Origin of the sequence: Archangium lipolyticum (genome assembly GCF_024623785.1) — a bacterium.
Classification (GTDB): Bacteria; Myxococcota; Myxococcia; order Myxococcales; family Myxococcaceae; genus Archangium; species Archangium lipolyticum.
This window is the reverse complement of sequence record NZ_JANKBZ010000006.1, coordinates 1-21,861: the sequence shown is the minus strand read 5'-3', so window position 1 is coordinate 21,861 and position 21,861 is coordinate 1. Positions and strand designations below refer to the sequence as shown.

Below are 21,861 nucleotides of genomic sequence, written 5' to 3'. Positions count from 1 at the left end.
GTGCAATAAGTTCTCGTCAGCCTGATTAGTCAGGCTTTCCCACGAGCCGGGACCGACCCGGTTCGTGGTCCCCCCACCCAGAAGCATCCAGTGCCGAGGAGAAGTTCATGGCGATGAGCAAGTTCGGTCCGGTCGCGGTGTGGCTCGCGTGTGCCGCCACGCCCGCTTTCGCGGAGGCCCCGAAGGACAAGGAGGTGTGGATCACCATTGGCTCGGACGCGCTGGCGCCCGTGCGCACCTCGTTCCGGTCCCAGGGGACGGAGCTGCCCGCCGCGGTGCGCGAGAAGGGGGGAGTGGCGGTGCTGCGCGTGCGCGAGTCGCAGATCGACAAGCTGGCGGCGGTGATGCACGACAAGCTCCACCGGTGCGCGGGCTTCATCGCCCATGAGACGGAGGCCCAGGCGCTGGCGGAGGTGGAGAAGGCCGGCGCGCCGCAGCAGTCCCTGGCGGCGAGCCTCATCTCCTACAACATCAACAACGCCCCGTCGGTGAACGCGATGATGGGCTCGGTGCAGGAGCTCAACATCCGCAACACCATCAACACGCTGTCCACCAACTGGACGACGCGCCGCTACAACGTGCAGTCGGGCGCGGACGCGGCCACGTGGCTCAAGGACCAGTGGACCACCATCGCCGACGGGCGTTCCGACATCACCGTGGAGTTCTTCACGCACTCCTGGTTGCAGCCGTCCGTCATCGCCACCATCCAGGGCACCACGCTGCCCGGCGAGGTGGTGGTCGTCGGCGGCCACCTGGACTCCATCAACCAGAGCAGCTCCACCGGCGCGGCGCCGGGCGCGGATGACGACGCCTCGGGCGTCGCCTCGGTCACCGAGGCCTTCCGGGCGGCCGTCGCCAATGGCTACAAGCCGGCGCGTACGGTGAAGTTCATGGCCTACGCCGCCGAGGAGGTGGGTCTGTATGGCTCGTCGGCCATCGCCAACTCGCACAAGAGCAGCAACGTGAACGTGGTGGGCGTGCTGCAGCTGGACATGACCAACTACAAGGGCTCCAGCTACGACTTCGCCATGGTGACGGACAACACCAACGCCTCGCTCAACACCCTCACCACCAGCCTCATCTCCACGTACCTGCCGGGGATGACCTACACCAACATCACCTGCGGCTACGGCTGCTCGGACCACGCCTCGTGGAACAGCGCGGGCTACCCGGCCACGATGCCCTTCGAGGCGACGATGAGCACGAGCAACTCGAAGATCCACACCACGGGCGACACGCTGACGTACATGGGTGGCACCGCGGCCAACTCGGTGAAGTTCGCCAAGCTCGCCGTGGCCTTCATCGGTGAGGTGGCCAAGGGCGCGACGACCGGCAACACCCCGCCCCCCACGGGTGGTGACGGTGGTGGCAGCACCATCCCCGTGGCGACCTACGACGCGACGCTGAAGGCCCCCAAGTGCGCCACGGTGGGTATCGGCTGTGACTCGGGCACGCTGCTCAACGGCCGCGCCAGCCGGGGCCCCGAGGCGAACGCGCCCAACACCATCAAGTCCACCTGCGCGGACGGCACCTCGGGCACCTACCACTCCGACGAGTCGAATGACGCCCTCAAGGTGTCCTCGGTGGACGGCACGAAGCTGACCGCCGGCAAGCAGGTGAAGATCGAGGCGAAGGTGTGGGCCTACTCCAGCACGGCGGACAAGCTGGACCTGTACTACGCGGCCAACGCCAACACCCCCACCTGGACGCTCATCGGCACGTTCAGCCCGAGCGGCACCGGCGCGCAGACCATCTCCGCCACGTACACGCTGCCCACCGGAACCCTGCAGGCCATCCGCGCCAACTTCCGCTACCAGGGCAGCGCGTCCTCGTGCAGCACCGGCGCCTACGACGACCACGACGACCTGATCTTCGCGGTGCAGTGAGCCTCGAGAAGCACCTCTGAAACACAACGGGCGGGCACCCAGACCAGGTGCCCGCCCGTCATGTTTGGAGCGTCGACCGCGGACTACGGCTGCGGCTGGCGCGCCTTCGTCTCCGCGATGGGGATGGGGAACGCCTCGTGGACGCGGTGCCCCGCGACGTCGAGCGGCAGCTCGCCCAGCTTGTTGTAGCGGCGCATGTCGATCCACCGGTGCCCGCCCTCGAAGAGCAGCGAGTAGCGGCGCTGCTTGAGCAGCTCGTTCACCATGAGGTCCTTGCCGAGCGTCTCGGTGATCGGCGCCAGCTTGCCGGAGTTGACCCGGATGAGGTTGATGTCATCCAGGGCGGCCTCGAGGTCGTTCAGCTGGAGGTTGGCCTCGGCCCGCAGGAGGAGGAGCTCCTCGTTGCGGATGATGGGCAGCTTCGAGGTATCCGTCGGGTAGTGCGTGAAGACATGCTCCGCCGTGACTTCCTGCCAGGTGCGCGGCTTGTCGGCCTTCTTCACCTTGCCCACCACGCGGGCATCCGGCGTCGTCCCGTCCGCCTGCTTCTCCGCGTCCGTGATGATGGACGGGTGCGCGAAGATGTCGGCGTCGTTGAGCTGGTTCTGCGTGTCGCCCGAGCCCGTCCCGAAGGCGTGGTACACGCCCAGGTCGAGCAGCTTGGGATCGTCGGTGATGAACGACTCGGACAGGTCGATCAGCGCCTGGGGCCAATCCTGCCGGTACACGTCCACTCGCGCCTTCAGCGCGCGGTTGACCTTGATGAAGTTCTTGACCGTGATGGGCTTCGGCTTGGTGTCGGGCTTGTAGAAGTCCTCGAACCCAGAGCTCAGCGGGAAGGGGAACTCCTCCCCACCGGCCGCTAGATGTCCCTTGGCTTGATCCAGCAGCCCGGCGATGTGCTCCAGCACCTTCTCCTTGGGCTCGATGGGCGCCAGGGGCTCGCCGAGCTTGCGGTTCACGTCGATGACGGCGCCGTTGGTGTCACGGGTGTTGATGACGGCCAGGAAGTCCAGGGCCTGGATCGTCTTGGCGAAGCCGCGGATGGCCTCCTTCTCGGCATCGGTGACGCCCGCCACCTTGTCCAACGCGTTGAGCAGCGTGTTGGCGTCGCGGATGCTGGCGTAGGGGTTGGTCCAGAAGCTGCCACCGAAGGCGGGGCTGCCCGGATCCAACCCGCTGCCGGCCAGCATCTCGCCGATGTAGCGCGGATCCGCCGTGTCCATCACGTACGCCTCGCGGCCGAGCACGCCGAGCAGGGCCACGTACCCGTTCTGGGTGGCCATGCCCGTGCGGGTGTCGACGAGCAGGCCCGTCGCCGCGGCCATGACGCCCGAGCGCGTGGGGGTCTCCTCGAGCGACTCGACGCTCGGCCGGTTCAGGTCCGGCACCTCGAGGCCGCATCCGCCGAGCCCCATCGTGGCGCAGAGGGCCAGGGCCACCTTGGTCATCTTCTTCATGTTGCGGATCTTCATGGTTCTCTAGAACCCCACGTCGATGGACGTCCAGAAGCTACGGCTGGGCGGGAAGGGGGCCACGTCGATGTTGCGGGCGATGGCCTGGTTGCCGAAGTTGCTCACCTCGGGGTCGAGGCCCGAGTAGTTGGTGAAGGTGAGGAGGTTGCGGCCGCTGATGCTCCAGCGGGCGGTCTTCACACCCGGAATCTTGGTGACGAAGGACTCTGGCAGGTTGTAGGTGAACGTCACCTCGCGCACCTTGAGGAACGAGGCGTCCTCCAGGTACACGCGGGCGTCCTTCTTCCAGTCCTCCTGGCGCTTCTTGCCGGCTTCCGTGTAGTCCACCGAGTTGCCGGAGGCGTCGTAGAGGTAGCGGGTGAGGTTGATGACCTCGCTGCCCTGCTGCCAGTCGAGCAGCAGCGACAGGGAGAGCGGCCCGTACTTCACCGTGTTGGCGAAGCCCATGCGGAAGTCCGGCTCGGTGTCGCCAATCTTCTGCACGTCGCAGCAGGTGCCATCCGCCTTGGGAACGCGGCCGATGATCTGCGTGGCACTGGCGTCCTTCTCGATCTGGAAGGCGCCCAGGCTGGTGCCGAAGCCGCCCACGACGAACTCGGGAACGGGCAGGTCGGTGATGACGCTGCGGTTGAGGGCGAAGGTGGCGCTGGAGGTCCACTCGAGGTTGAGGTCGGGGTTACGCACCGGGGTGACCTGGACCATGGCCTCGATGCCGCGGTTGCGCATCTCGCCACCGTTGAAATACTGGGTGGCGTAGCCGGTGGACGGGGCCAGGGCGCGCTGCAGCAGCAGGTCGCTGATGGTGCGCTGGTAGACGGTGAGCTCCGTCACCAGGTTGCCGTTGAAGAGCAGCGCGTCCACACCGAGCTCGATCTCCCGCTGGCGCTCGGGGCGGATGTTCTTGTCGCCCGCGATGCCGGAGCCGATGACGCCGGAGTTGCCCTCGATGTTGCTGTTGGTCTCCAGGCCGGTGAACTTCTGCCCGTAGAGCGGCTGGTTGCCCGTCTCACCGTAGGCGGCGCGCACCTTGAGCTCGTTGAAGGCCGCGTGGGGGTTGGGCAGACGGTAGGCGGTGGCGACCTTCGGGTAGAAGAAGATGGCGTTGGGGTTGCCGTTGTTGCTGCTCTGCTCACCCCGGATGGCGCCCACCACGGTGAGGCGCTCGTCGAGCAGCAGCGCCTCCTCCTGGATGTAGATGCCGCGGTCGCGCACCTCCTGGCGGTTCTGCAGCACGCCCACCTGGGTGCCCGAGCTGACGTTGGGCTGGCCGGCGGTGAGGCCCTGGCTGTTGATGTACACCGAGTCGACGCCACGCTGCTCGTACTGGAAGCCGGCCGAGGTGGTGGCGCTCAGGCCGCCGCCGGCGGGCCTGTAGGTGTGCACCAGGTTGAAGCCGGTGTTCAGGTTGAGCACGTCGCTGGTGCCGAAGAGGGACACGCCCGGCCGCTCCAGCGCCTGCTGGAAGTGCAGCTCGTTGGGGAAGATGAGCGTGTTCTTCTGCTGGAAGCGGTCCACGCCCACGTTGGCGAGCACCTTGAAGGTCTGGGTGTCCGTCTTGTAGGCGTTCCAGACGGCATCCATCGCACCCATCAGGCGCCAGACGTCCTCGTCGTTGGCGACGAGGGCCGCGGTCTGCAGCGGGTTGGAGCCGTTGGAGATGAAGGGGTTGCTGGGGTAGGTGCCGTCGCCCTTGGCCCGCAGGTCGATGAAGCTGGGCGTGCCCGGCAGCACCATGTGGTAGGTGACGTTGGCGTTGTCGTTGTTGGTGAGGCCGCGGTCGCTGGTGGTGTGGACCAGGTTGGCGTTGGCGTTCACCTCGATGTCGCTGCCCAGCTTCTGCGCCAGGTTCAGGCGCAGCGACTGCTTCTGGTAGCCGGTGCCCTGGATGATGCCCTTGTCGTCCTTCACCATGGCGGAGGCGAAGTAGCGCGTGTCACCCGCGGAGCCGCTCACGCTGGCGAGCGTCTCGTAGGAGATGTCGCGCCGGCCGGCCAGCTGCTGCTCGTGATCGTAGTAGACGCCGGGCTGGTAGTAGTCGGCGGCCTTCGGGCCGAAGACCTCCTGGGCTTCCTCGAGGGAGTTGATGCGGCGCGCGCCCAGCTTGTTGGCCAGCGTGTACATGCCCACGCGCTGGGTGAGCTCCACCTTGGGGGCCGAGCCGGCCTTGCCGCGCTTGGTGGTGATGATGACGACGCCGTTGCTGGCCTTGGAGCCGTAGATGGCCGCCGCGGACGCGCCCTTGAGGACCTCGATGCTCTCGATGTCGTTGGGGTTGAGGTCCGCGATGCGGTTGACCTGGTTGTCCTGGGTGGGCGAGGGGTTGGAGCCGCTCACCGAGCCCGTCACCTGATAGACGCCCGAGGCGATGGCCACGTCGCTGACGATGACGCCGTCGATGACGTAGAGGGGCGCCGTGGAGCCGTTGATGGTGGACACGCCGCGCAGCCGCAGCTGCATGCCGCCGCCCGGAGCGCCCGAGTTGCTCTGGATGTTGGCGCCGGCCACCTTGCCCTGAAGGGCCTGGTCCACCGTGGAGGCCGGAGCGCGGTTGAGCTCCTCGGCGTTCACCGAGGCCACCGAGTTGGCCAGGTGCTTGCGGGCCAGCTCGCTGGCGCGGCCCACCACCACCATCTCCTCGACGAAGGTGGCGTCCAGCGACACCGTCACCGTGTCGCGGTTGGCGCCGACGGTGACCTCGCGGTCCTTGTGGTCCTGGCTGGAGAAGAGAAGCGTCACCGGCCCCTTGGGAATATCCAGGGAGAAGGAGCCGTCCAGCTCCGTCTCCGTGCCCTTGGTGGTGCCCTTGATGATGACGCGCGTCAGGGGCAGGCCGTCATTGGTCAGCGCGTCCAGCACCTTGCCGGAGATCTTGCGTGTGTTGCTCTGGGGGGGAGCAGCAGTGGGGGTGGGGGTTTCGGGTTGTGCCGCGGCGGGCTGCGGAGCCGCTGGCTGCTGCGGAGCCGCCGTGCCCTGATCCTGCGCCTTGGCCTCGACGGAAAGGAGTGCGAGTGCGCACCCCGAGATCAACGCTTGTTTCAGCGTCATTCGCTCTTCACCTCTATTGCGGATGGAGCGGCCCCCCTGGGAAAGGGCTGCCGTTGGGCGCAGATCGTCTGTGGGGAGTGGGCATACAGTCAACGTTGCTAATCCAATTCAAAACGGCTTACGATGAGCAGCCTCTTTTCGATGACGCGGCAATTTTCAGGTGACGTTCGCGATGTGACTCCCTGAGTACGCGTTTCGTTGCTTTGCCAAGGATCTTCTTCGCCTGGAGTGCGGGCGACCGGAGGAGCCATCCGCTCGCAAGGGCCGGGTTGGCGACAGGAGGGCGGGCTCCATCTTTCTCCTGTCACGCCTTCGACAGGAGCGGGTCATGCACAAGGGCTTGGGATGGTTGTCGGCCGGGGTGGCCGCGTTGCTACTCACCTCCGGCTGCAAGCAGCAGGATCGCCAGCAGCAGCAGGACCTCCAGGGAGATGCACGCGCCCAGGTAGAGACGGCACAGGAGCGCTCGCAGCAGGCGCTGGAGCAGGCCAAGGAGGCGCAGGCGCGGGCATCCGATGAGCAGAAGGACGCGGTGGACGCGCGCCAGGACGTCGAGCAGGCCCGCCAGGAGCTCCAGGAGGCGCAAGCCAAGGCCCAGAAGGAGTCCCAGGAAGCCCAGACGGTCCAGCAGCAGGCGAGCAATCAGGCGCAGCAGGCCCAGGCGGAGGTCCAGCAGTCCCAGCAGCAGGCGCTCGAGGCACAGCGTCAGCAGCAGCAGCAGATGGCGCAGGCGCAGCAGCAGGCCGCCCAGCAGCAACAGGAGCTCGCGCAGAACCAGCAGCAGCAGGCCACCCAGCCCATCGCCCAGCAGCAGCTGGTCACGGGCCGCGTGGTGAGCTCGAGCCCGGACGAGTTGCTGCTGAGCAGCTCGGGTGCGCCGGGGCAGCCGCAGATCCGCTTGCAGGTCAATGAGCGGACGCAGGTGATGGTGAACGGGCGTCAGGGCTCGGTCGCGGACATCTTGGAAGGCAGCCAGGTGCGCGCCTCGTACCAGGATGTCGGCGGTGAGCCGACCGCCCTGCGCGTGGATGTGACGGGCAGCGGTCAGCAGGGCATCGGCGGCAGCCAGGACACGAGCGGCGGCCAGGACACGAGTGGCGGCCAGTTGCAGCCGCAGGAGTAGGAACGCCGGAACAGGGCGCGCTACTTCACGGGGCTCCGGTCCAGGCCGGGGCCCCGTGCCGTTCGATGGCATGTGGAGGCTCGTCCGGCCTAGGCTCCGGCTCCCCCACCCATGCGCGCTCGTTTTGGAGAGACCATGTCCGCAGCCCGGAGTTCCGGGCGGGCCGCCGCCGGCCTGCTGCTCGTCTTCGCCCTGTTCCTCCCCCCTGGTTCGCGGGCCCAGCAGACGTACCCCATCGGATTCGAGACCCAGAAGACCGCCAAGCCCGTGCTCCACGGCAGGCACTGGGTGGCCATCACCGGCAAGCCGCTCGCCGCCACCGCTGGCGCCATGGTGTTCCAGAAGGGTGGAAACGCCGTGGACGCCGCGTGCGCGATGCTCGCCGCCACCTCCACCATGTGGGACACGTTGGGTTGGGGCGGAGAGACCCAGGCCCTCATCTACAACCCGCGCACCGGCAAGGTGGTGGGCATCAACGCCCTGGGCGTGGCTCCCTCGGGCGCCACCGTGGACTTCTACAAGAGCAGGGGCATGCAGTACCCACCCGAGTTCGGTCCGCTCGCCGCCGTGACGCCTGGCACCCCCGGTGGCCTCATGGTGATGCTCGCCGAGTACGGGAAGCTCTCGCTCGCCGACGTGCTCGCCCCCGCCATCCAGATGGCCGAGGAGGGCTACCCCATCGAGGCCCAGGCCGCGAACTCCCTCGAGAAGAACAAGAAGCGCATCAAGGAGTGGCGCTACTCGCGCGAGGTGCTGCTGCCCCACCTGGGCCAGGCGCGCGAGGCCCCCGTGGCCGGCGAGCTGTTCCGCCAGCCGGATCTGGCGGCCACGTTGAAGAAGCTCGTGGCGGCCGAGAAGGCGGCGCGCGCGAAGGGCAAGAGCCGCAAGGAGGCCATCCTCGCGGCCCATGACCGGTTCTACAAAGGTGACATCGCCCAGGAGATCGTGCGCGGCGTGCGCGAGGAGGGCGGGCTCTTCACCATGGAGGACCTGGCGAACTGGAAGGTCCGCATCGAGGAGCCGGTGAAGACGGAGTACAAGGGCATCGAGGTCTACAAGCTCACCACCTGGGTGCAGGGCCCCGCGATGCTCCAGGCGCTCAACATCCTGGAGAACATGGACCTGAAGTCCATGGGCTACAACAGCGCCCGCTACATCCACGCCCTCTACCAGTCAATGAACCTGGCCTTCGCCGATCGCGACTTCTACTACGGCGACCCGTACTTCCCGCCGGCCGAGCCCGTCCAGGGACTGCTCTCGAAGGACTACGCGAAGGAGCGGTTGAAGCGCATCAACTGGGAGAAGAACGATCCGTCCATCGGGCCGGGAGATCCGTACCCCTTCCAGAAGGGGTCCAACCCCTTCCTGCCGCTGCTGGAGCAGTGGAACCGCCAGACGCCCGAGAAGAAGGTTCCGGACAACACGCAGGCGGAGCGGGATTACGAGCGCACCTTCTACGCGGGCACCACGTCGGTGCAGGCCGCGGACGCGGAGGGGTGGGTGGTCTCCATCACGCCCAGTGGTGGGTGGATTCCGGCCGTCATCGCGGGCCGCACCGGCATCGGGCTGAGCCAGCGCATGCAGAGCTTCGTGCTGGAGCCCGCCGAGAGCCCCTTCAACGTGCTGGAGCCCGGCAAGCGGCCTCGTGTCACGCTGACGCCGAGCCTCGCGCTCAAGGAGGGCAAGCCCTACCTGTCGTTCGCCGTGCAGGGCGGGGACAGCCAGGACCAGAACCTGCTGCAGTTCTTCCTCAACGTGGTGGAGTTCGGGATGAACGTGCAGGAGGCGGTGGAGGCGGCCAACATCAACAGCTTCCAGATGCGCAACTCGTTCGGCAAGCACGAGTCCAAGCCGGGCAAGATGTTGCTGAGCGAGCAGGTGCCGCCCTGGGTCCGCTCCGAGCTCAAGCGCATGGGCTACGAGCTCACCTTCGAGTCACGCACCTCCGGCCCCATCAACGCCATCTACTTCGACCGGGAGCACGGCACCTTCTGGGGCGGTTCCAGCCACCACGGCGAGGACTACGGCATCGCCTGGTAGGGACGGGGCGTCATGTCCATGTCCGTTGTGTTCTGGTCTCGCGGCAGGTGGCGGTGCCCCGGGTTCGTTGCCCTGGTCTCCCTGCTCTTGCTGTGTGGCTGTGCCACGGGCGTGCCGCTGGGAGGGCGGACGAGTTCCTCCTGGCGTCCACGGCTTCTCGTTCCTCTCGAATCAGAGCGAGAGGCGACGGCTCTGGAAGTGGCGGTCGCGACCGTGCATCCCCGGGCCTGGAAGGTGGCCGAGACCCAGCGGCGAGTGGGCTCTCGTCTGTTGCTGCGCCTGAGGGCGGATGACACGCGGGTGTCCTTTCGCGAGTGCGAGGCGGAACAGGGCCAGGGCCGCGAGGGGAGGTTGGTGGAGGAGGGCGACTTCCGGCGCCTGCTGGAGTCGGTGCTGCTGCGACAGGTGTGGGGCTGGAGCGGAGATGTGGTGGTGGTGCTCCGGCGCGAGATGGAAGGGTGGCGCGAGGAAGATTCCGCCCCTACCGCGCCGACCATTCGGGCGGCGAGGACGGCTGAGCTCCCGCGCACCCGGTCGGGCACTACGCCCGCCGAGCCGACCGAACCCTCTCGGCTCTTGGTCCGAGAGCGTGAGGAGTCACACCGGGAGGTGGATGCGGAGCGCTGGCCGGCGGTGGAGGCGAAGCTCGAGGAGTACCTGCAATGGGGCATGCGGTTGATGGAGACGCATGCCGCGCATCTTCGGCGCATCGCTCCGGGTCACCTCCTCACGGAGCATCCCTTGCGTGAGCAATCCATCCATGCGCTGGTGAATGCCACGCTCGCTTGGGCCTACTCACACACGGAGGATCCGGATTTCCTGCGCCGCTCTCCCTCGGAGGTCGCCCTCTATCTGCTGGCCAGCCGCTCGGCCCTGGCCACGGCCATCGAGCTGGGCAAACGGGCACCGCCCCATCTCGACTACACGCCACCGCCGGTGGACGAGTACTCCTCGGAGGAACTGTTGTTGGAGCTCGCTGTCGGGCTCGTGCCCCTGCTGGGTGAAAGCGCGGACCTGACAGCCGCCCTCTCCGGCTACAGCCTCACGGGTCATCGCCTCAGCGAGTCCGAGCGTTTCATCTCGCTATTCGGTGTCCTGCTGCCCCTCGCCAACGGCAGGTTGCTGAAGGAGGGCGGAGATGCGGCGTTACAGCGGGTGGCGTTCGTCACTGGCAGGAGTCTGGATGAGGTGCAGGTGCTCTCCCGTGTCGCGGCCCACCTCGGTCCCGAAGATGTGCATGAAATCGAGCGCCTCCTCCGCGCGGCCTCGGCGGGCCGTTCGTTCACGCAGGAAGAATTGGAGTTCCTCAACCGCGTGGCTCGTGGACTCGACACACCCCTGCGCGAAGCCTCCGAGGCCCTGCGCCGGGGAGAGAAGGTGGCGATGCTGGGTTCGCGCACCCTTCCGGATGGCTCACGCTTGTTGCCCGGTGCTCCCGCCCACCTGGCTCAATGCTGGGTGGATTACCAGTTCCGCCACCCGCTCAAGTACCGGCGCTTCTCCTACGCCGTGGATCCGGAATGGGAGCGACTCTACCGCTCCATCCTCGCCAACAAGCCGGCTGGCAATGCCTTCGAGGAATCCATCCTCGAGATGCGCGGCTACACCAAGAACACCGCGATGATGGTGCCTCCGCCCGCAGGCAAGGCCCAGGGCTTCATTCCCGACTCGGTAGGTGGCAATCCCGGAGAGCTGGTCTGGGGCAAACCCTATTCCTTTGTCGAAGCCAAGGCGCGCAACGAGCTGGCGTTCACCGGCAACCTCAAGGCCATGCTCGAGTATGTTCGTGAGTACGGCGGGCACTTGGAGTTGTGGGTCCGTTCCGCCCAGCATCCAGCGGGAAAGACGAATTTCACCAGGCCACTGCAGAACATGCTGCTTGAACTCAGGATGAGCGGCAGAGTGACGCTCAAGCCCCATCCCTGACGAACTTCCATGCGTAAACCTCCGCTGACGACACGCATCTGCCTTCCCCCAGGGATTCCTTCTGGCGTGGTGATACGCGAGTTCCTCCACCTTTCTCTCGAGAAGTACCGGTGGTTCGTACCGGCGCGATATGGGATGGCCTTCCTGGATAACAATCCCATCCAGGGAAATGGAGCTATCGACTACGGCGCGATGATGGAGTTCTATGAGAAGCGAGTGACCTTGTGCGTCGCGGCCAGGACGGATCGGGATTTCTTCCTCATCTTCCCATCGAAGCCCGATGATCCCCGCTACACGGGTGGAATCACCTGGGTCACATCCGCGACGTCCGCCACGAAAGCCTCCTGGCGTGCGGCCCACCTGCAGCAGGTGGCTGAAGTCATGCGACTCGTCGGTTCCCCACTCGCCACCGCCGCGCTGGATGACGACATCGAGCGGAAGACCCAGCGACTCGTTCATGATGGCATCAGCAATGTGCAGGCATTCACCGTGCGTGGGTACGACGAAGGCCTCGCCGGCCTCTTCTGGCGGAACTTCCTCGGACCCCCCTTCATCCGCCTCTTCGGCGAGCGTCTCGATTCCCTTCCGGCCGATTGCCGCCAGTCCCTCGGAAAGGACCTCGTCCTGGTCCAGCCCTATGCTCTCCCCACCGAGGCGGGCACCGAGACCGCCGCCACCCGTGAGCGTGAGCTGATCACCCACCTGGGGCCCGAGTGCTTCTACGATCACGAGCACCACACCCCCCCTTCCCGCCGCCCCTTCCTCGACCACCTCTCGGATACCCTCCACTGAGCGGGAACCCGGGCCGGCCCCTCCCTTGTCCCCGAAAGGCCCGCCCCGGCTTGTGGAGAGGGGCCGACTGTCCGAGACTCGGGAGCACGCATGCCCGCCAGCGACGAACGCCGCCTGCAGGCCCTCATCCTCGCGCCCATCCGGCGCGTCCAACGGCGCCTCAATGCCGTGGCCTGGGCCGAGGCCGGCATCGCCCCCGTGTGGGCCGCCGCCACCGGCTGCGTGCTCGCCCGCCTGTTGCTGCGTGACTCCGCCCCATGGGTGCTCCCCGTGCCGCTGCTCGCCGCGGGCGTCTGGTGGTTCCTCCGCGCCCGCGCTCGCGGCGTCTCCCTGATGCACGCGGCGGTGCTCGCGGATCGTTCGGCCGGCGCGGGCGGCCTGCTGCTCACCCGCCTGGAGCGTCCCGTGGGCGAGTGGGAGCTCTCCGCCAATCAGCTCGCTCGCGCCGTGACGCCTCCCCCGGTGCAGTGGAAGCGCCCCGTCGGTGCGCTGCTCGCGGCGCTCGCCTTCCTCGCCGTGGGCTTCCTCCTGCCCCTGCCCGCCTCCAAGCCCCGCCCGGCCAACGCCGCCGCCGCGGCGAAGGTGGCCGCCGTGGAGGCCAAGGCCGAGGCGCTCGCCCGCGAGGAGCCGCTGGGCTCCCCCGTCGAGGAGGAGTTGCGCCGCCTGGCCGAGGAGGTCGCCGAGGGCCGCTTCGATTCCTCCGACTGGGAGGCCGCCGACAGTCTGGAGAAGTCTCTCGAGGCCCGCGCCGCCAGGGCCGCCGCCGAGCTGGCCTCCGCGTCCGAGGCCGCCAGGGAGCTCGAGGAGTCCCTGGACGCGGCTTCCGGTGCCGAGGCCGCCGCCCGCGAGCGCGAGGCCCTCGAACGCGCCCTCATGGCCCTGGGTCATGACAACGCGACCCAGCAGTCCCAGCAGGGCGACAACGACGACACCTCCCAGTCCGGCAATGGCAGCGGGGGCGCGGGCGCGGGGGATGGCGGAACCCGCTCGGCCCAGGCGAAGCAGGGGGGCTCGCGTGGCAAGCCCGGTTCTCGCGACGAGGTGGCCAACCTGCGCGAGACGCTCGAGCGGCGCCAGCGAGAGCTGGAGCAGCGCTTCGGGCAGGGCTCCGGGCGGAATGGCAACCGGCCCGGGAGCCGGCGGGGTCAGGGTGAGGGACAGGAGGGCGGTCATGCGAGCCGCCAGGCGGGGAAGGGCGCCGGGGCGGGGCGGGGCGGTGAGAGTCGGCCGCTCGTCTTCGGCGAGAAGGCGGAGATGGACCCGGAGCGGCTCGCCTTCAAGCCCCTGCCCCAGGGACAGGGCGGTGAGGCACAGGGCCTGTGGGGCCTGCGCTCCGCGGAGCCCCAGAAGCGTGAGGGCAGTGGAGGCGGTGGCGGGCAGGGGACGAGCGCCCGGGGCGACGCGGAGGCGGGACATTCCGCGGGGCCCCTGCTGCCCCGCAACCGGGAGTTGGTGAAGCGGTATTTCGGGGGGGAACCCTAGGAGAGGAGTCGGCCGTGTCGGAACTGTTGAGCCCCGCCGAGGTGCAGGGCGCGGCGGAGAGGGTGACGCAGCTCCAGAAGGGGCTGAATCAGGTGCTGCTCGACCAGACGCACGTCGTGGAGCAGGTGACGGTGGCGGTGCTCGCGCGCGGCCACGTCCTGCTCGAGGGTCTTCCGGGCCTCGGCAAGACGGAGCTGTGCAAGGCGCTCGCGCGGCTGCTCGGGCTGCCCTTCCGCCGCATCCAGTTCACCCCGGACCTGCTGCCCGGCGACATCACCGGTACCTACGTGCTCGAGGGCGAGGGCCGCCGCGAATTCACCTTCCGCGAGGGCCCCCTCTTCGCCAACGTGGTGCTCGCGGATGAGATCAACCGCTCCAGCCCCAAGACGCAGTCCGCGCTCCTCGAGGCCATGCAGGAGCGCAGCGTCACGGTGCTCGGCCAGACGCGCCCCCTGCCCGAGCCCTTCTTCGTGCTCGCCACCCAGAACCCCATCGAGCTGGAGGGCACCTATCCTCTGCCCGAGGCGCAGCTCGACCGCTTCCTCTTCCGCGTCCAGGTGCCTCCCGTGGGCGCGAAGACGCTCAGCACCCTCCTCACCACGCGCGTGCGTGGCACTCCGCCGGTGCTGCCTCCGGTGACGGACGCCGAGGGCCTCGCCTCCCTCTTCGCCGCCGTGGACCGCGTGCACCTGCCCGTGCCCGTGGCGGACTTCATCGGCCGGCTCGTGGAGGCGAGCGACCCTCGGAGCGCGGGCGCTCCGGAGCCGGTGCGCCGCCTCGTGCGCTATGGGGCCAGTCCCCGCGCCGCCCTGGCGCTGGCCTCGGCCGGACGGGCGCTCGCGCTGATTCGCGGCAAGCCCAACGTCGGCTTCGACGAGGTGGTGGCCAGCGCCCCCGCCGTCCTCAACCACCGGCTGGTGCTCGCCTACGAGGCTTCCCTGGAGAAGGTGGGTGCCCAGGACGTGGTGCGCGCCCTGCTCCAGGCCGTCCCCGAGGTGCCCCGTGCGTGAGCGCCTCGCCACCGCGCTCCTCGCCCTCCTGCTGTGTGCCAGCCCCGCGCTCGCGCAGTCGTCGGTGACCGCCCAGGTCCCCGTTCCCGCCCCACCGCCCATCGCGCCCGCCCAGGACGAGGCCGCGGCCGTGACTCCCGTGCAGGAGGAGGTGGAGCCCGCCACGGATGAGGAGCGCTGGGGCGCGGAGCACCGGGGCTACCTGGAGGTGCAGAGCCAGTCGGTGAGCCTGTCCGAGGGAGACCTGCGGGCCACGATGGCCAACGGTGTGCTGCGCCCCTCGCGCGGGTACGTCCCGATGGAGGTGACGCTCCAGAATCCAGGCCCCACGCCCCGTGTCGTACGCATCGGCGTCGAGTCCAACCTGTCGGGCCGCTCCGAGATCGCCGCGCGAGAGGTGGAGGTGGGGCCGCGCCAGCGGCTCGTCGCCTGGGTTCCCGTGCCGGTGGGTGTGCGCGGCGGCATGGTGCGCCTGCGCAGCCCGGACGCCACCTTCCGGCCCTTCAACTTCTACTCGGTGGACGGCGAGGGCCAGCCCACGCTGGTGCTGGGCGCGGAGAAGTCCTTCCAGTCGGGCACCTCCCTGCCTCGCGTGGAGAAACAGCCGAAGCTGTCGGTCCGCTTCGTCGCGCCGGAGGACGCGCCGCGCGAGCTCGCCGCCTACGTGGGCCACGCGCTGGTCGTGGTGGCCGGAGATGTCACCGCCCTCCCGGCGGATGCCTGGAACGCGCTCGAGGCCTACGCCGCCATGGGTGGCCACCTGGCCCTCGTCCGCCCGCCTCGCGACGTGGCTGGACGTCTGCCGTTGCTCACCTCCAACGCCTCGGGAGTGCACCCCTACGGCTTCGGCGCCGTGCGGCTGTGCGGGAAGGCGGAGGAGTGCGGGGCGGGGCTGCTCTCCGACGCGGACGCGATGGAGGCCCCGTCCGAGGGCTTCGTGGGCGTCGTCTCTCCCGTGGGGCTGGCCCCCTCGTGGATGCACGGCAGCGCGATGCTGAACAACGGTGAGCAGCCGTTGCTCCCCGGAGTGCAGGCACCGGTGGGCCGCTTCCTCATCCTCATCACCCTCTTCGTGCTGGCGGTGGGCCCCGGAGGCCTCGCCCTGGCCCGGCGCAAGGGGCCCCTGGCGCTGCTCGTCGCCGTGCCCTCGGTGGCGCTCGTCACGTGCCTGGCCATCGTCGCCTGGTCGGTGCTGGTGGAGGGCTTCTCCATCCATGCCGCCCGCTACAGCCTCACCTGGTTGGATCGCGAGCGCGACAGGGCGCTGACGGTTGGCGTCGGCGGCTACTACGCCAACCTGGAGCCCGAGGGACTCCGGATGCCGGCGCTGGGCGCGCTCCTCGGGCCGGACCTGGATTGGGACCCGCAGGTGCCCGAAGCGGACTGGACGAATGGCATGGTGGTGACGGGCGGTTTCCTCCCCTCGCGCACCTACCGCGAGTGGGCCGAGGTGGCGGTGGTGCCTTCTCGGGCCCGGCTCACCGTGCGGCGCGAGGGCGAGGTGCTGCGGGTGCAGAACGCGCTCGGCGCCCCGCTCGTGGCGGGTTACGTGGAGCTCGGCGGCAGGGAGTGGTCGCTGCCGGCGCTCGCCGAGGGCGCCGAGGGCGTGGCCACGCAAGCGCCTGCTTCCACCAACCACTCCCTGCCGGAGCTGTTGGGCTTCTCCGAGCCCGTGCGGCACCGCTTCGCCCGCGTCCCCTGGGACACGCTCCTGGGGCCGTTGCCGGAGGGCGGCTTCATCGCGAAGGTGGAGGGGCCGGGGATGGCACCCTCGTTGGCGCTCGAGGTGGAGCTGCACGAGGGACAGCACCTCGTGCTCGGGCGGGTGGACGGACCATGACGCGGACTCGAGGCGAGGTGCGGGAATGAGCCTGCTGGAGGTGAAGGGACTGCGGCGCGACTATGGCGCCCTGCGCGCGGTGGACGACGTGTCCTTCGCGCTGGAGGCGGGCACCATCCTGGGCTTCATCGGGCCCAATGGTGCTGGCAAGAGCACCACCATGCGCATCCTCGCCACCCTGGACACGCCCACCGCGGGCCAGGTGATGCTGGACGGGCACTCGCTGGTGGACACCCCGGACAAGGTGCGGCCGCTCATCGGCTACATGCCGGACCGTTACGGTACCTACGACGACGTCACCGTCCACGAGTTCCTCGACTTCTTCGCACGCGCCTACCGGCTCCAGGGCCGGGCCCGGACGAAGCGCGTGGACTCGGTGATGGAGTTCACCGGGCTGCTCCCGCTCAAGGACAAGCTCACCAGCGCGCTGTCCAAGGGCATGAAGCAGCGCGTGGCGCTCGGGCGCACGTTGCTGCACGACCCGAAGCTGCTCATCCTCGACGAGCCGGCGGACGGGTTGGATCCGCGCGCCCGGATCGAGCTGCGCGAGCTGCTGCGCGCGCTCGCGGACCAGGGCAAGGCGGTGCTCATCTCCAGCCACATCCTCACCGAGCTGGCCGAAATCTGTGACACCTGCGCCATCATCGAGCAGGGCCGGTTGCTGGCCACGGGCAAGGTGGCGGACATCCTCGCGCAGGCCTCCGGGACGGCGGCGGCGGAGCTGTCGGTGCGCCTCTTTCCGGGCGGGGAGGGCGAGGCGGTGTGGGGGCGCGCGGAGCGGCTGCTGTTGGAGCAGCCCGGGGTGAAGCAGGTGACGCGCGAGGGGGACTCGCTCCGGGTGCTGCTGGAGCACGAGGGTGGCGCGGCGGCTGGCGGCTGGGTGGATGAGTCGGCGGCGCGGGTGCTCGCGGCGCTCGTGAAGGAGGGCGTGCCCGTGTGCGCCTTCAGCCACCGCGAGCGCAACCTGGAGGATGCCTTCATGCACGTGACGAAGGGGAGGGTGGCGTGAGCGCGACAGCAGCGGACACCGCGGGCGCCGCCCCGCGCGAGGAGCCCAGGCCCCGGTTGATGGAGCGGCTGGGCGATCGGCTCAACCCGCTCGTGGTGAAGGAGGTCCGCCAGGGCCTGCGCTCCCGCGTCTTCTGGGTGAGCTTCGGGCTGATGCTCCTGGCCTGCTTCGTCATCTCGCTGGTGGCCTACGCGAACGCGCTCGACGACGGGCTGTCCACCCTGGGCAAGGGCGTCTTCTTCGCCTTCTTCTTCTGCCTGGGCCTGGTGCACTTCTTCATCATCCCCTACGGCGCCTACCGCTCCCTGGCCCGCGAGCGCGAGGACGAGACCTGGGTGCTGCTCGTCCTCACCGGCCTGGGGCCCCGGCGCATCCTGCGCGGCAAGGTGGCCTCCTACCTGGTGCAGGCCGCGCTCTACGCCTCCGCCGTGGGGCCCTTCCTCCTCTTCAGCTACTACCTCAACGGCATCGCCCTCCCCACCATCCTCCTCATCCTCGCGCTGGGCGGCTCCTGGCTCGTCTTCCTCACCGTGGTGGCGGTGTGCGCGGCCACGCTCGCCGAGGGGCGTCTGGGACGTGCCTTCCTGCACTTCCTCCTGCTCGGCGTGCTCCTCATGGCCCTGGCGTACGGGCTGACGTCCGCCTTCGTCCTGGGCGAGCAGGGCTACCGCTTCCTCACCCGCGAGAAGGATCTCCTCGCCTTCGCCGGCTTCTTCCTGTGGGGAATGCTCACCTATGGGTGGCTGCTCTTCGAGACGGCCGCCGCCCGCCTGTCCCTGCCCACGGAGAACTACTCCCGGGGGCCCCGGCTGGCGCTCACCCTGCAGATGCTGCTCTCCGGCTGCATCCTGGGGGGGCTGTGGTTGGCGCGCGACCCCCAGGCGAGCATGGCCTCCGTGGCCAGCATCCTGGGCTCCCTCAATCTGGCCGTCGTCGGCATCTTCGTGGCCACGGACATGGACGGCCAAGCCCGGGCGCTGCGCGAGGGCACGCGGCCCTGGTCCTTCCTCCGCCCGGGCGCGCTGCGGGGCTTCCGGCTCGTCGTGCTGCTCCTGCTCTTCTGGACGGCGCTGTGCGCCGCGCTCTTCCTCGTGTCGCAGCAGATGTTTGGCGATAGGACCGACGCCTACTTCCTCCAGGTGCTCGCGGCACCGGCCTACGCGCTCCTCTTCCTCTCGTTGCCGCTGCTGGTGGGGCGCCTGCCACGCTCGGACCGGCTCGCCTCGCCGGCGGTGGTGCGCGTCCTCTTCTTCTCGCTGGTGGGCCTGGCCGGAACCGTGCCTCCGCTGCTGTCCGTCCTCCTCGAGCAGCGCGTGGACGATCCCCTCCTCAACCTGCTCAACCCCTTCGTCGGGCTGGCGAACTTCGGGGACTACGACTACTCGCTGAACGAGCCGACGATGAACGTGGGGCTGCTCGGTTGTGTGTGGCTGGTGGCCGCGCTCTGCGTCTTCGCCACCGATCGGGCCCTCGTCGAGCGCGAGCGGCGGGCCCACGCCTCATGAGTCCCCCCGTGGACTTCGACGAGGCGGAGGTGGCCCGGCTGGCCCCGGGCCTCGCCCTCGCCCTGCCGCGCACGCCCCACCGGGGCCGCGTGGGCGAGGTGCGCGCGGCCTCGGCCGGGGCCTCGCTGGAGCTCCATGACTTCCGTGCCTACCAGCCGGGAGATGACCTGCGGCAGATGGATTGGAACGCGGTGGCGCGCACCGGCGAGCTCATCCTCCGCGTGCGCCAGGACGAGGTGTCCCCACGCCTGGAAGTGCTGCTGGACGGCTCGCGCAGCATGGCCCTCTCCCCGCGCAAGGCCGGGTGTGCGCGCGAGGTGGCGCTGCTCGCCACGGAGGTGGGCGCGCAGCAGGGCCTTGGCCCCACCCTCCTGGTGGGGGGCTCGCGCCCGGACCGGGTGCGGGGCCAGACGTGCCGCTCCGCCCTGCGCAACGCCGCCTTCGACGCCCGGGATGACCTGTATGCCTCCCTCGGGCGCCTGCCGCCGCTGCGCCCGTGTGGCCTGCGCGTGGTGGTGAGCGACTTCCTCTTCGAGGCACCCCTGCCCGCGCTGGTGTCCCGGCTGGCCCAGGGAGCCTCGGCCCTCTTCCTGGTGCAGGTGCTGGACGCGGAGGACCTGGAGCCCACCGGTGGCGAGGGCGCGCGGCTGGTGGACTCGGAGAGTGACGCGGCGCTGGAGGAGCTCCTCACCGAGGACGTGCTGGCCGCCTACGCGCGGCGCTTCGCCGAGCACCAGAAGGCCCTCGCGGCCGCGGCGGCGAGGGCTCGCGCGGCGCACCTGGTGGCCCCCGCCCCCCAGGCCCTGCGCGCGCTGGTGGCGGGTCCGCTGCGGCCCCTCTTCCTCCCGGCGGGGGTGGCATGAGCTTCGGCTTTCCCTGGGGACTGCTGGCGCTGGGTGCACTGGTGCCGCTGGTGGCGGCGTACTTCCTCCGGCGCAAGCAGAAGCCGGTGGTGGTGAGCGCCCTCTTCCTCTGGCGCACGCCCCGTCCTCGCGCCGAGGCCGGCCCGCGCTTCGAGCGCTTCACCCGCGAGGCCTCGCTGCTGCTGGAGGCGCTGGCGGTGGTGGCCGCGGCCCTCTTCCTCGCCGACGTGCGCCTGGGCGAGGACGCTCGGACGCGCCACCTGGTGCTGGTGGTGGATGGGAGCCTCTCGCTGTCCGCGCGCGGGCCCGACGGCCGCCCCGTGCTGGAGAAGGTGCGCCAGGAGGCCGCCCGGCGCGTGGAGGAGGAGAAGGCCACCCACGTGACGGTGCTGGTCAGTGGCACGGTGCCGCGCGTGCTGGCCGGACCCGAAGCGGAGCCCTCGCGGGCCCTGGCCTCGCTGGAGTCCTTCCGCGCCCTCGGGGCGGACCACGACGTCGCACCCGCGCTGCTGTGGGCCCAGGAGCTCGCCGGTCCGGGCAAGCGCGTGCACTTCTTCACCGACGCCATGCCCGCGCAAGGACAGGCCGTGCCCTCGGCGGTGCGGTGGACGGCCCTGGGAGTGCCTCGGGACAACGTGGCACTGGTGTCCGCCTGGCGCAGGGATGAGGGCTCGACGGCCACGGTGACGCTGCGGGTGGCGCGCTTTGGCGCGGGCCCCGAGGCGGCGGAGGTGCGCGTGTTGGCGCGGCCCGGCCCGGGCGCGAAGGAAGGCACCGAGCGCCGCGAGCGGGTGGCGCTGCCCGAGGAGGGCGCGGCCACGCTGCGCCTCACCTTCGAGAACGCGGGAGACGTGGAGGTGTCCCTGCCTCCGGATGCGCTGCCCGAGGACGGAGAGGCCCGGCTCCCGCCCGCCCCGGAGCGGCGGGTGCGCGTGGCGTTGGCCGAGGGGCTGGAGGCGCCCGCGCGCTCGGCCCTGGAGCGCTTTCTCTCGGTGGCGCCCGAGGTGGAGCAGGGGCCCGGAGAGGGCGCGCTCGTGCTCGGCCCCCGTGGCACGGACGCTGGGGTGACGGTGGGGGCGAGCGGCAACGTGCGCACCTTCGTGGGCCCCTTCTTCGCGGAGAAGGGCCACCCGCTATTGGACGACGTGCAACTGGGCGGCGTGCGCTGGGCGGCTGGCAGCGAGGCGCCTCCGGGCCGGCCACTGATGACCGCGGGCGGCGTGGTGCTCCTCTCCGAGGAGGAGGGCCACCTGCACCTCAACGTGGACCTCTCGCGCTCCAACGTGCAGCGCACACCCGCGTGGCCCGTGCTGCTGGGCAACATGCTGCGTGAGGCCCGGCGCGCGAAGGAGGGTTTCCCCCGGCGGCAACTCTCCCTCGGCGAGCCCCTGGCGGTGGTGACGCGTGCGGGGGCGCGCTACTCGCTGGAGGGCCCGGAGGGAGGCCGTCCCCTCGTGGGCGCGGGAGCCCTGAGCCTGCCGCCGCCCGCGGTGCCCGGCCGCTACGTGCTGGAGCGTGACGGCGAGCCGGTGGACACGGTGGAGGTGCTCGCGCTGGATGCCCGGGAGTCGGACCTGCGCGGGCGTGGCGAGGGTGACAGGCCCGCCGAGGCCGAGGGCGATGACGACGGGGGCGCCGGCCCTCCCGGGCGTGCACGCTGGCCGCTGCTGGTGCTGCTGGCCGCGCTGCTCGCGGACTTCCACCTCACGCGGCGCACGGACGTGAAGTAACAGGGTTTCGCATGCTCCCTCTCCCTCTGGGAGCTGAGCATTAGTCACATTTTCAGGCCCAGCTCCTGGAGACGCTGGAGGTCATCGGCGATGATGGCCAGGGTTTTGAGACCACGGCCGATGGTGATTGAGCCG

At 69.7% G+C, this 21,861-nt stretch carries 14 protein-coding genes; 12 read left to right on the top strand and 2 right to left on the bottom strand.

Annotated elements, in window-relative coordinates:
• Positions 1–107: 107 nt before the first annotated feature.
• The gene (locus NR810_RS15105) at positions 108–1,886 is read left to right on the top strand and encodes a M20/M25/M40 family metallo-hydrolase (RefSeq protein WP_257453283.1); all 1,779 of its coding nucleotides are present in this window, start codon (positions 108–110) and stop codon (positions 1,884–1,886) included.
• An 83-nt stretch (positions 1,887–1,969) separates the two neighbouring features.
• Here NR810_RS15105 and NR810_RS15100 read toward each other — a convergent pair whose 3' ends face one another.
• Both NR810_RS15100 and NR810_RS15095 read right to left on the bottom strand, forming a co-directional pair.
• The gene (locus NR810_RS15100) at positions 1,970–3,361 is read right to left on the bottom strand and encodes a RagB/SusD family nutrient uptake outer membrane protein (RefSeq protein ID WP_257453282.1); all 1,392 of its coding nucleotides are present in this window, start codon (positions 3,359–3,361) and stop codon (positions 1,970–1,972) included.
• 6 nt (positions 3,362–3,367) lie between these two features.
• Complete coding sequence (locus NR810_RS15095; RefSeq protein WP_257453280.1) at positions 3,368–6,406, bottom strand: SusC/RagA family TonB-linked outer membrane protein; 3,039 nt, start codon at positions 6,404–6,406, stop codon at positions 3,368–3,370.
• A gap of 328 nt (positions 6,407–6,734) precedes the next feature.
• Here NR810_RS15095 and NR810_RS15090 point away from each other — a divergent pair, with 328 nt between their 5' ends.
• The 11 genes from NR810_RS15090 to NR810_RS15040 all read left to right on the top strand — a co-directional run bounded on the left by NR810_RS15090 (position 6,735) and on the right by NR810_RS15040 (position 21,726).
• Positions 6,735–7,529: a hypothetical protein gene (locus NR810_RS15090; RefSeq protein WP_257453279.1), complete on the top strand. Its 795-nt coding sequence runs from the start codon at positions 6,735–6,737 to the stop codon at positions 7,527–7,529.
• Between the two features lie 135 nt (positions 7,530–7,664).
• On the top strand, positions 7,665–9,569 hold the full coding sequence (locus NR810_RS15085) for a gamma-glutamyltransferase family protein (protein WP_257453278.1): 1,905 nt from the start codon (positions 7,665–7,667) through the stop codon (positions 9,567–9,569).
• A 198-nt stretch (positions 9,570–9,767) separates the two neighbouring features.
• Positions 9,768–11,495 (top strand): hypothetical protein, encoded by a 1,728-nt coding sequence (locus NR810_RS15080; protein ID WP_257453277.1) that lies wholly within the window; start codon positions 9,768–9,770, stop codon positions 11,493–11,495.
• A 135-nt stretch (positions 11,496–11,630) separates the two neighbouring features.
• Complete coding sequence (locus NR810_RS15075; RefSeq protein WP_257453276.1) at positions 11,631–12,287, top strand: hypothetical protein; 657 nt, start codon at positions 11,631–11,633, stop codon at positions 12,285–12,287.
• Positions 12,288–12,377: 90 nt separating this feature from the next.
• Positions 12,378–13,769, top strand: coding sequence for a hypothetical protein (locus tag NR810_RS15070; protein ID WP_257453274.1), 1,392 nt, complete (start codon positions 12,378–12,380; stop codon positions 13,767–13,769).
• A 14-nt stretch (positions 13,770–13,783) separates the two neighbouring features.
• Positions 13,784–14,779, top strand: a complete 996-nt coding sequence (locus NR810_RS15065; RefSeq protein WP_257453272.1) for an AAA family ATPase — start codon at positions 13,784–13,786, stop codon at positions 14,777–14,779.
• Entirely contained in the window at positions 14,772–16,619 is a 1,848-nt protein-coding gene (locus NR810_RS15060; protein ID WP_257453269.1) for a hypothetical protein, read from the top strand. The genes NR810_RS15065 and NR810_RS15060 overlap by 8 nt, the downstream gene beginning before the upstream one ends.
• A gap of 25 nt (positions 16,620–16,644) precedes the next feature.
• Positions 16,645–17,628, top strand: coding sequence for an ABC transporter ATP-binding protein (locus NR810_RS15055; protein WP_257453268.1), 984 nt, complete (start codon positions 16,645–16,647; stop codon positions 17,626–17,628).
• Positions 17,625–19,133, top strand: a complete 1,509-nt coding sequence (locus NR810_RS15050; RefSeq protein WP_326522503.1) for an ABC transporter permease — start codon at positions 17,625–17,627, stop codon at positions 19,131–19,133. Before NR810_RS15055 ends, NR810_RS15050 begins: the two co-directional genes overlap by 4 nt.
• On the top strand, positions 19,130–19,996 hold the full coding sequence (locus NR810_RS15045; protein ID WP_257453267.1) for a DUF58 domain-containing protein: 867 nt from the start codon (positions 19,130–19,132) through the stop codon (positions 19,994–19,996). Before NR810_RS15050 ends, NR810_RS15045 begins: the two co-directional genes overlap by 4 nt.
• Positions 19,993–21,726 carry a vWA domain-containing protein gene (locus tag NR810_RS15040; protein ID WP_257453266.1) on the top strand — a complete coding sequence of 578 codons (1,734 nt, stop codon included), beginning with the start codon at positions 19,993–19,995 and terminating at the stop codon, positions 21,724–21,726. The genes NR810_RS15045 and NR810_RS15040 overlap by 4 nt, the downstream gene beginning before the upstream one ends.
• The last annotated feature ends 135 nt before the right edge of the window (positions 21,727–21,861 follow it).

Excerpts from the sequence above, each read along its gene's own strand:
- NR810_RS15105 (WP_257453283.1), top strand. The coding sequence starts at position 108 with ATGGCGATGAGCAAGTTCGGTCCGGTCGCGGTGTGGCTCGCGTGTGCC.
- NR810_RS15100 (WP_257453282.1), bottom strand. The coding sequence starts at position 3,361 with ATGAAGATCCGCAACATGAAGAAGATGACCAAGGTGGCCCTGGCCCTC.
- NR810_RS15095 (WP_257453280.1), bottom strand. The coding sequence starts at position 6,406 with ATGACGCTGAAACAAGCGTTGATCTCGGGGTGCGCACTCGCACTCCTT.
- NR810_RS15090 (WP_257453279.1), top strand. The coding sequence starts at position 6,735 with ATGCACAAGGGCTTGGGATGGTTGTCGGCCGGGGTGGCCGCGTTGCTA.
- NR810_RS15085 (WP_257453278.1), top strand. The coding sequence starts at position 7,665 with ATGTCCGCAGCCCGGAGTTCCGGGCGGGCCGCCGCCGGCCTGCTGCTC.
- NR810_RS15075 (WP_257453276.1), top strand. The coding sequence starts at position 11,631 with ATGGCCTTCCTGGATAACAATCCCATCCAGGGAAATGGAGCTATCGAC.
- NR810_RS15070 (WP_257453274.1), top strand. The coding sequence starts at position 12,378 with ATGCCCGCCAGCGACGAACGCCGCCTGCAGGCCCTCATCCTCGCGCCC.
- NR810_RS15055 (WP_257453268.1), top strand. The coding sequence starts at position 16,645 with ATGAGCCTGCTGGAGGTGAAGGGACTGCGGCGCGACTATGGCGCCCTG.
- NR810_RS15045 (WP_257453267.1), top strand. The coding sequence starts at position 19,130 with ATGAGTCCCCCCGTGGACTTCGACGAGGCGGAGGTGGCCCGGCTGGCC.
- NR810_RS15040 (WP_257453266.1), top strand. The coding sequence starts at position 19,993 with ATGAGCTTCGGCTTTCCCTGGGGACTGCTGGCGCTGGGTGCACTGGTG.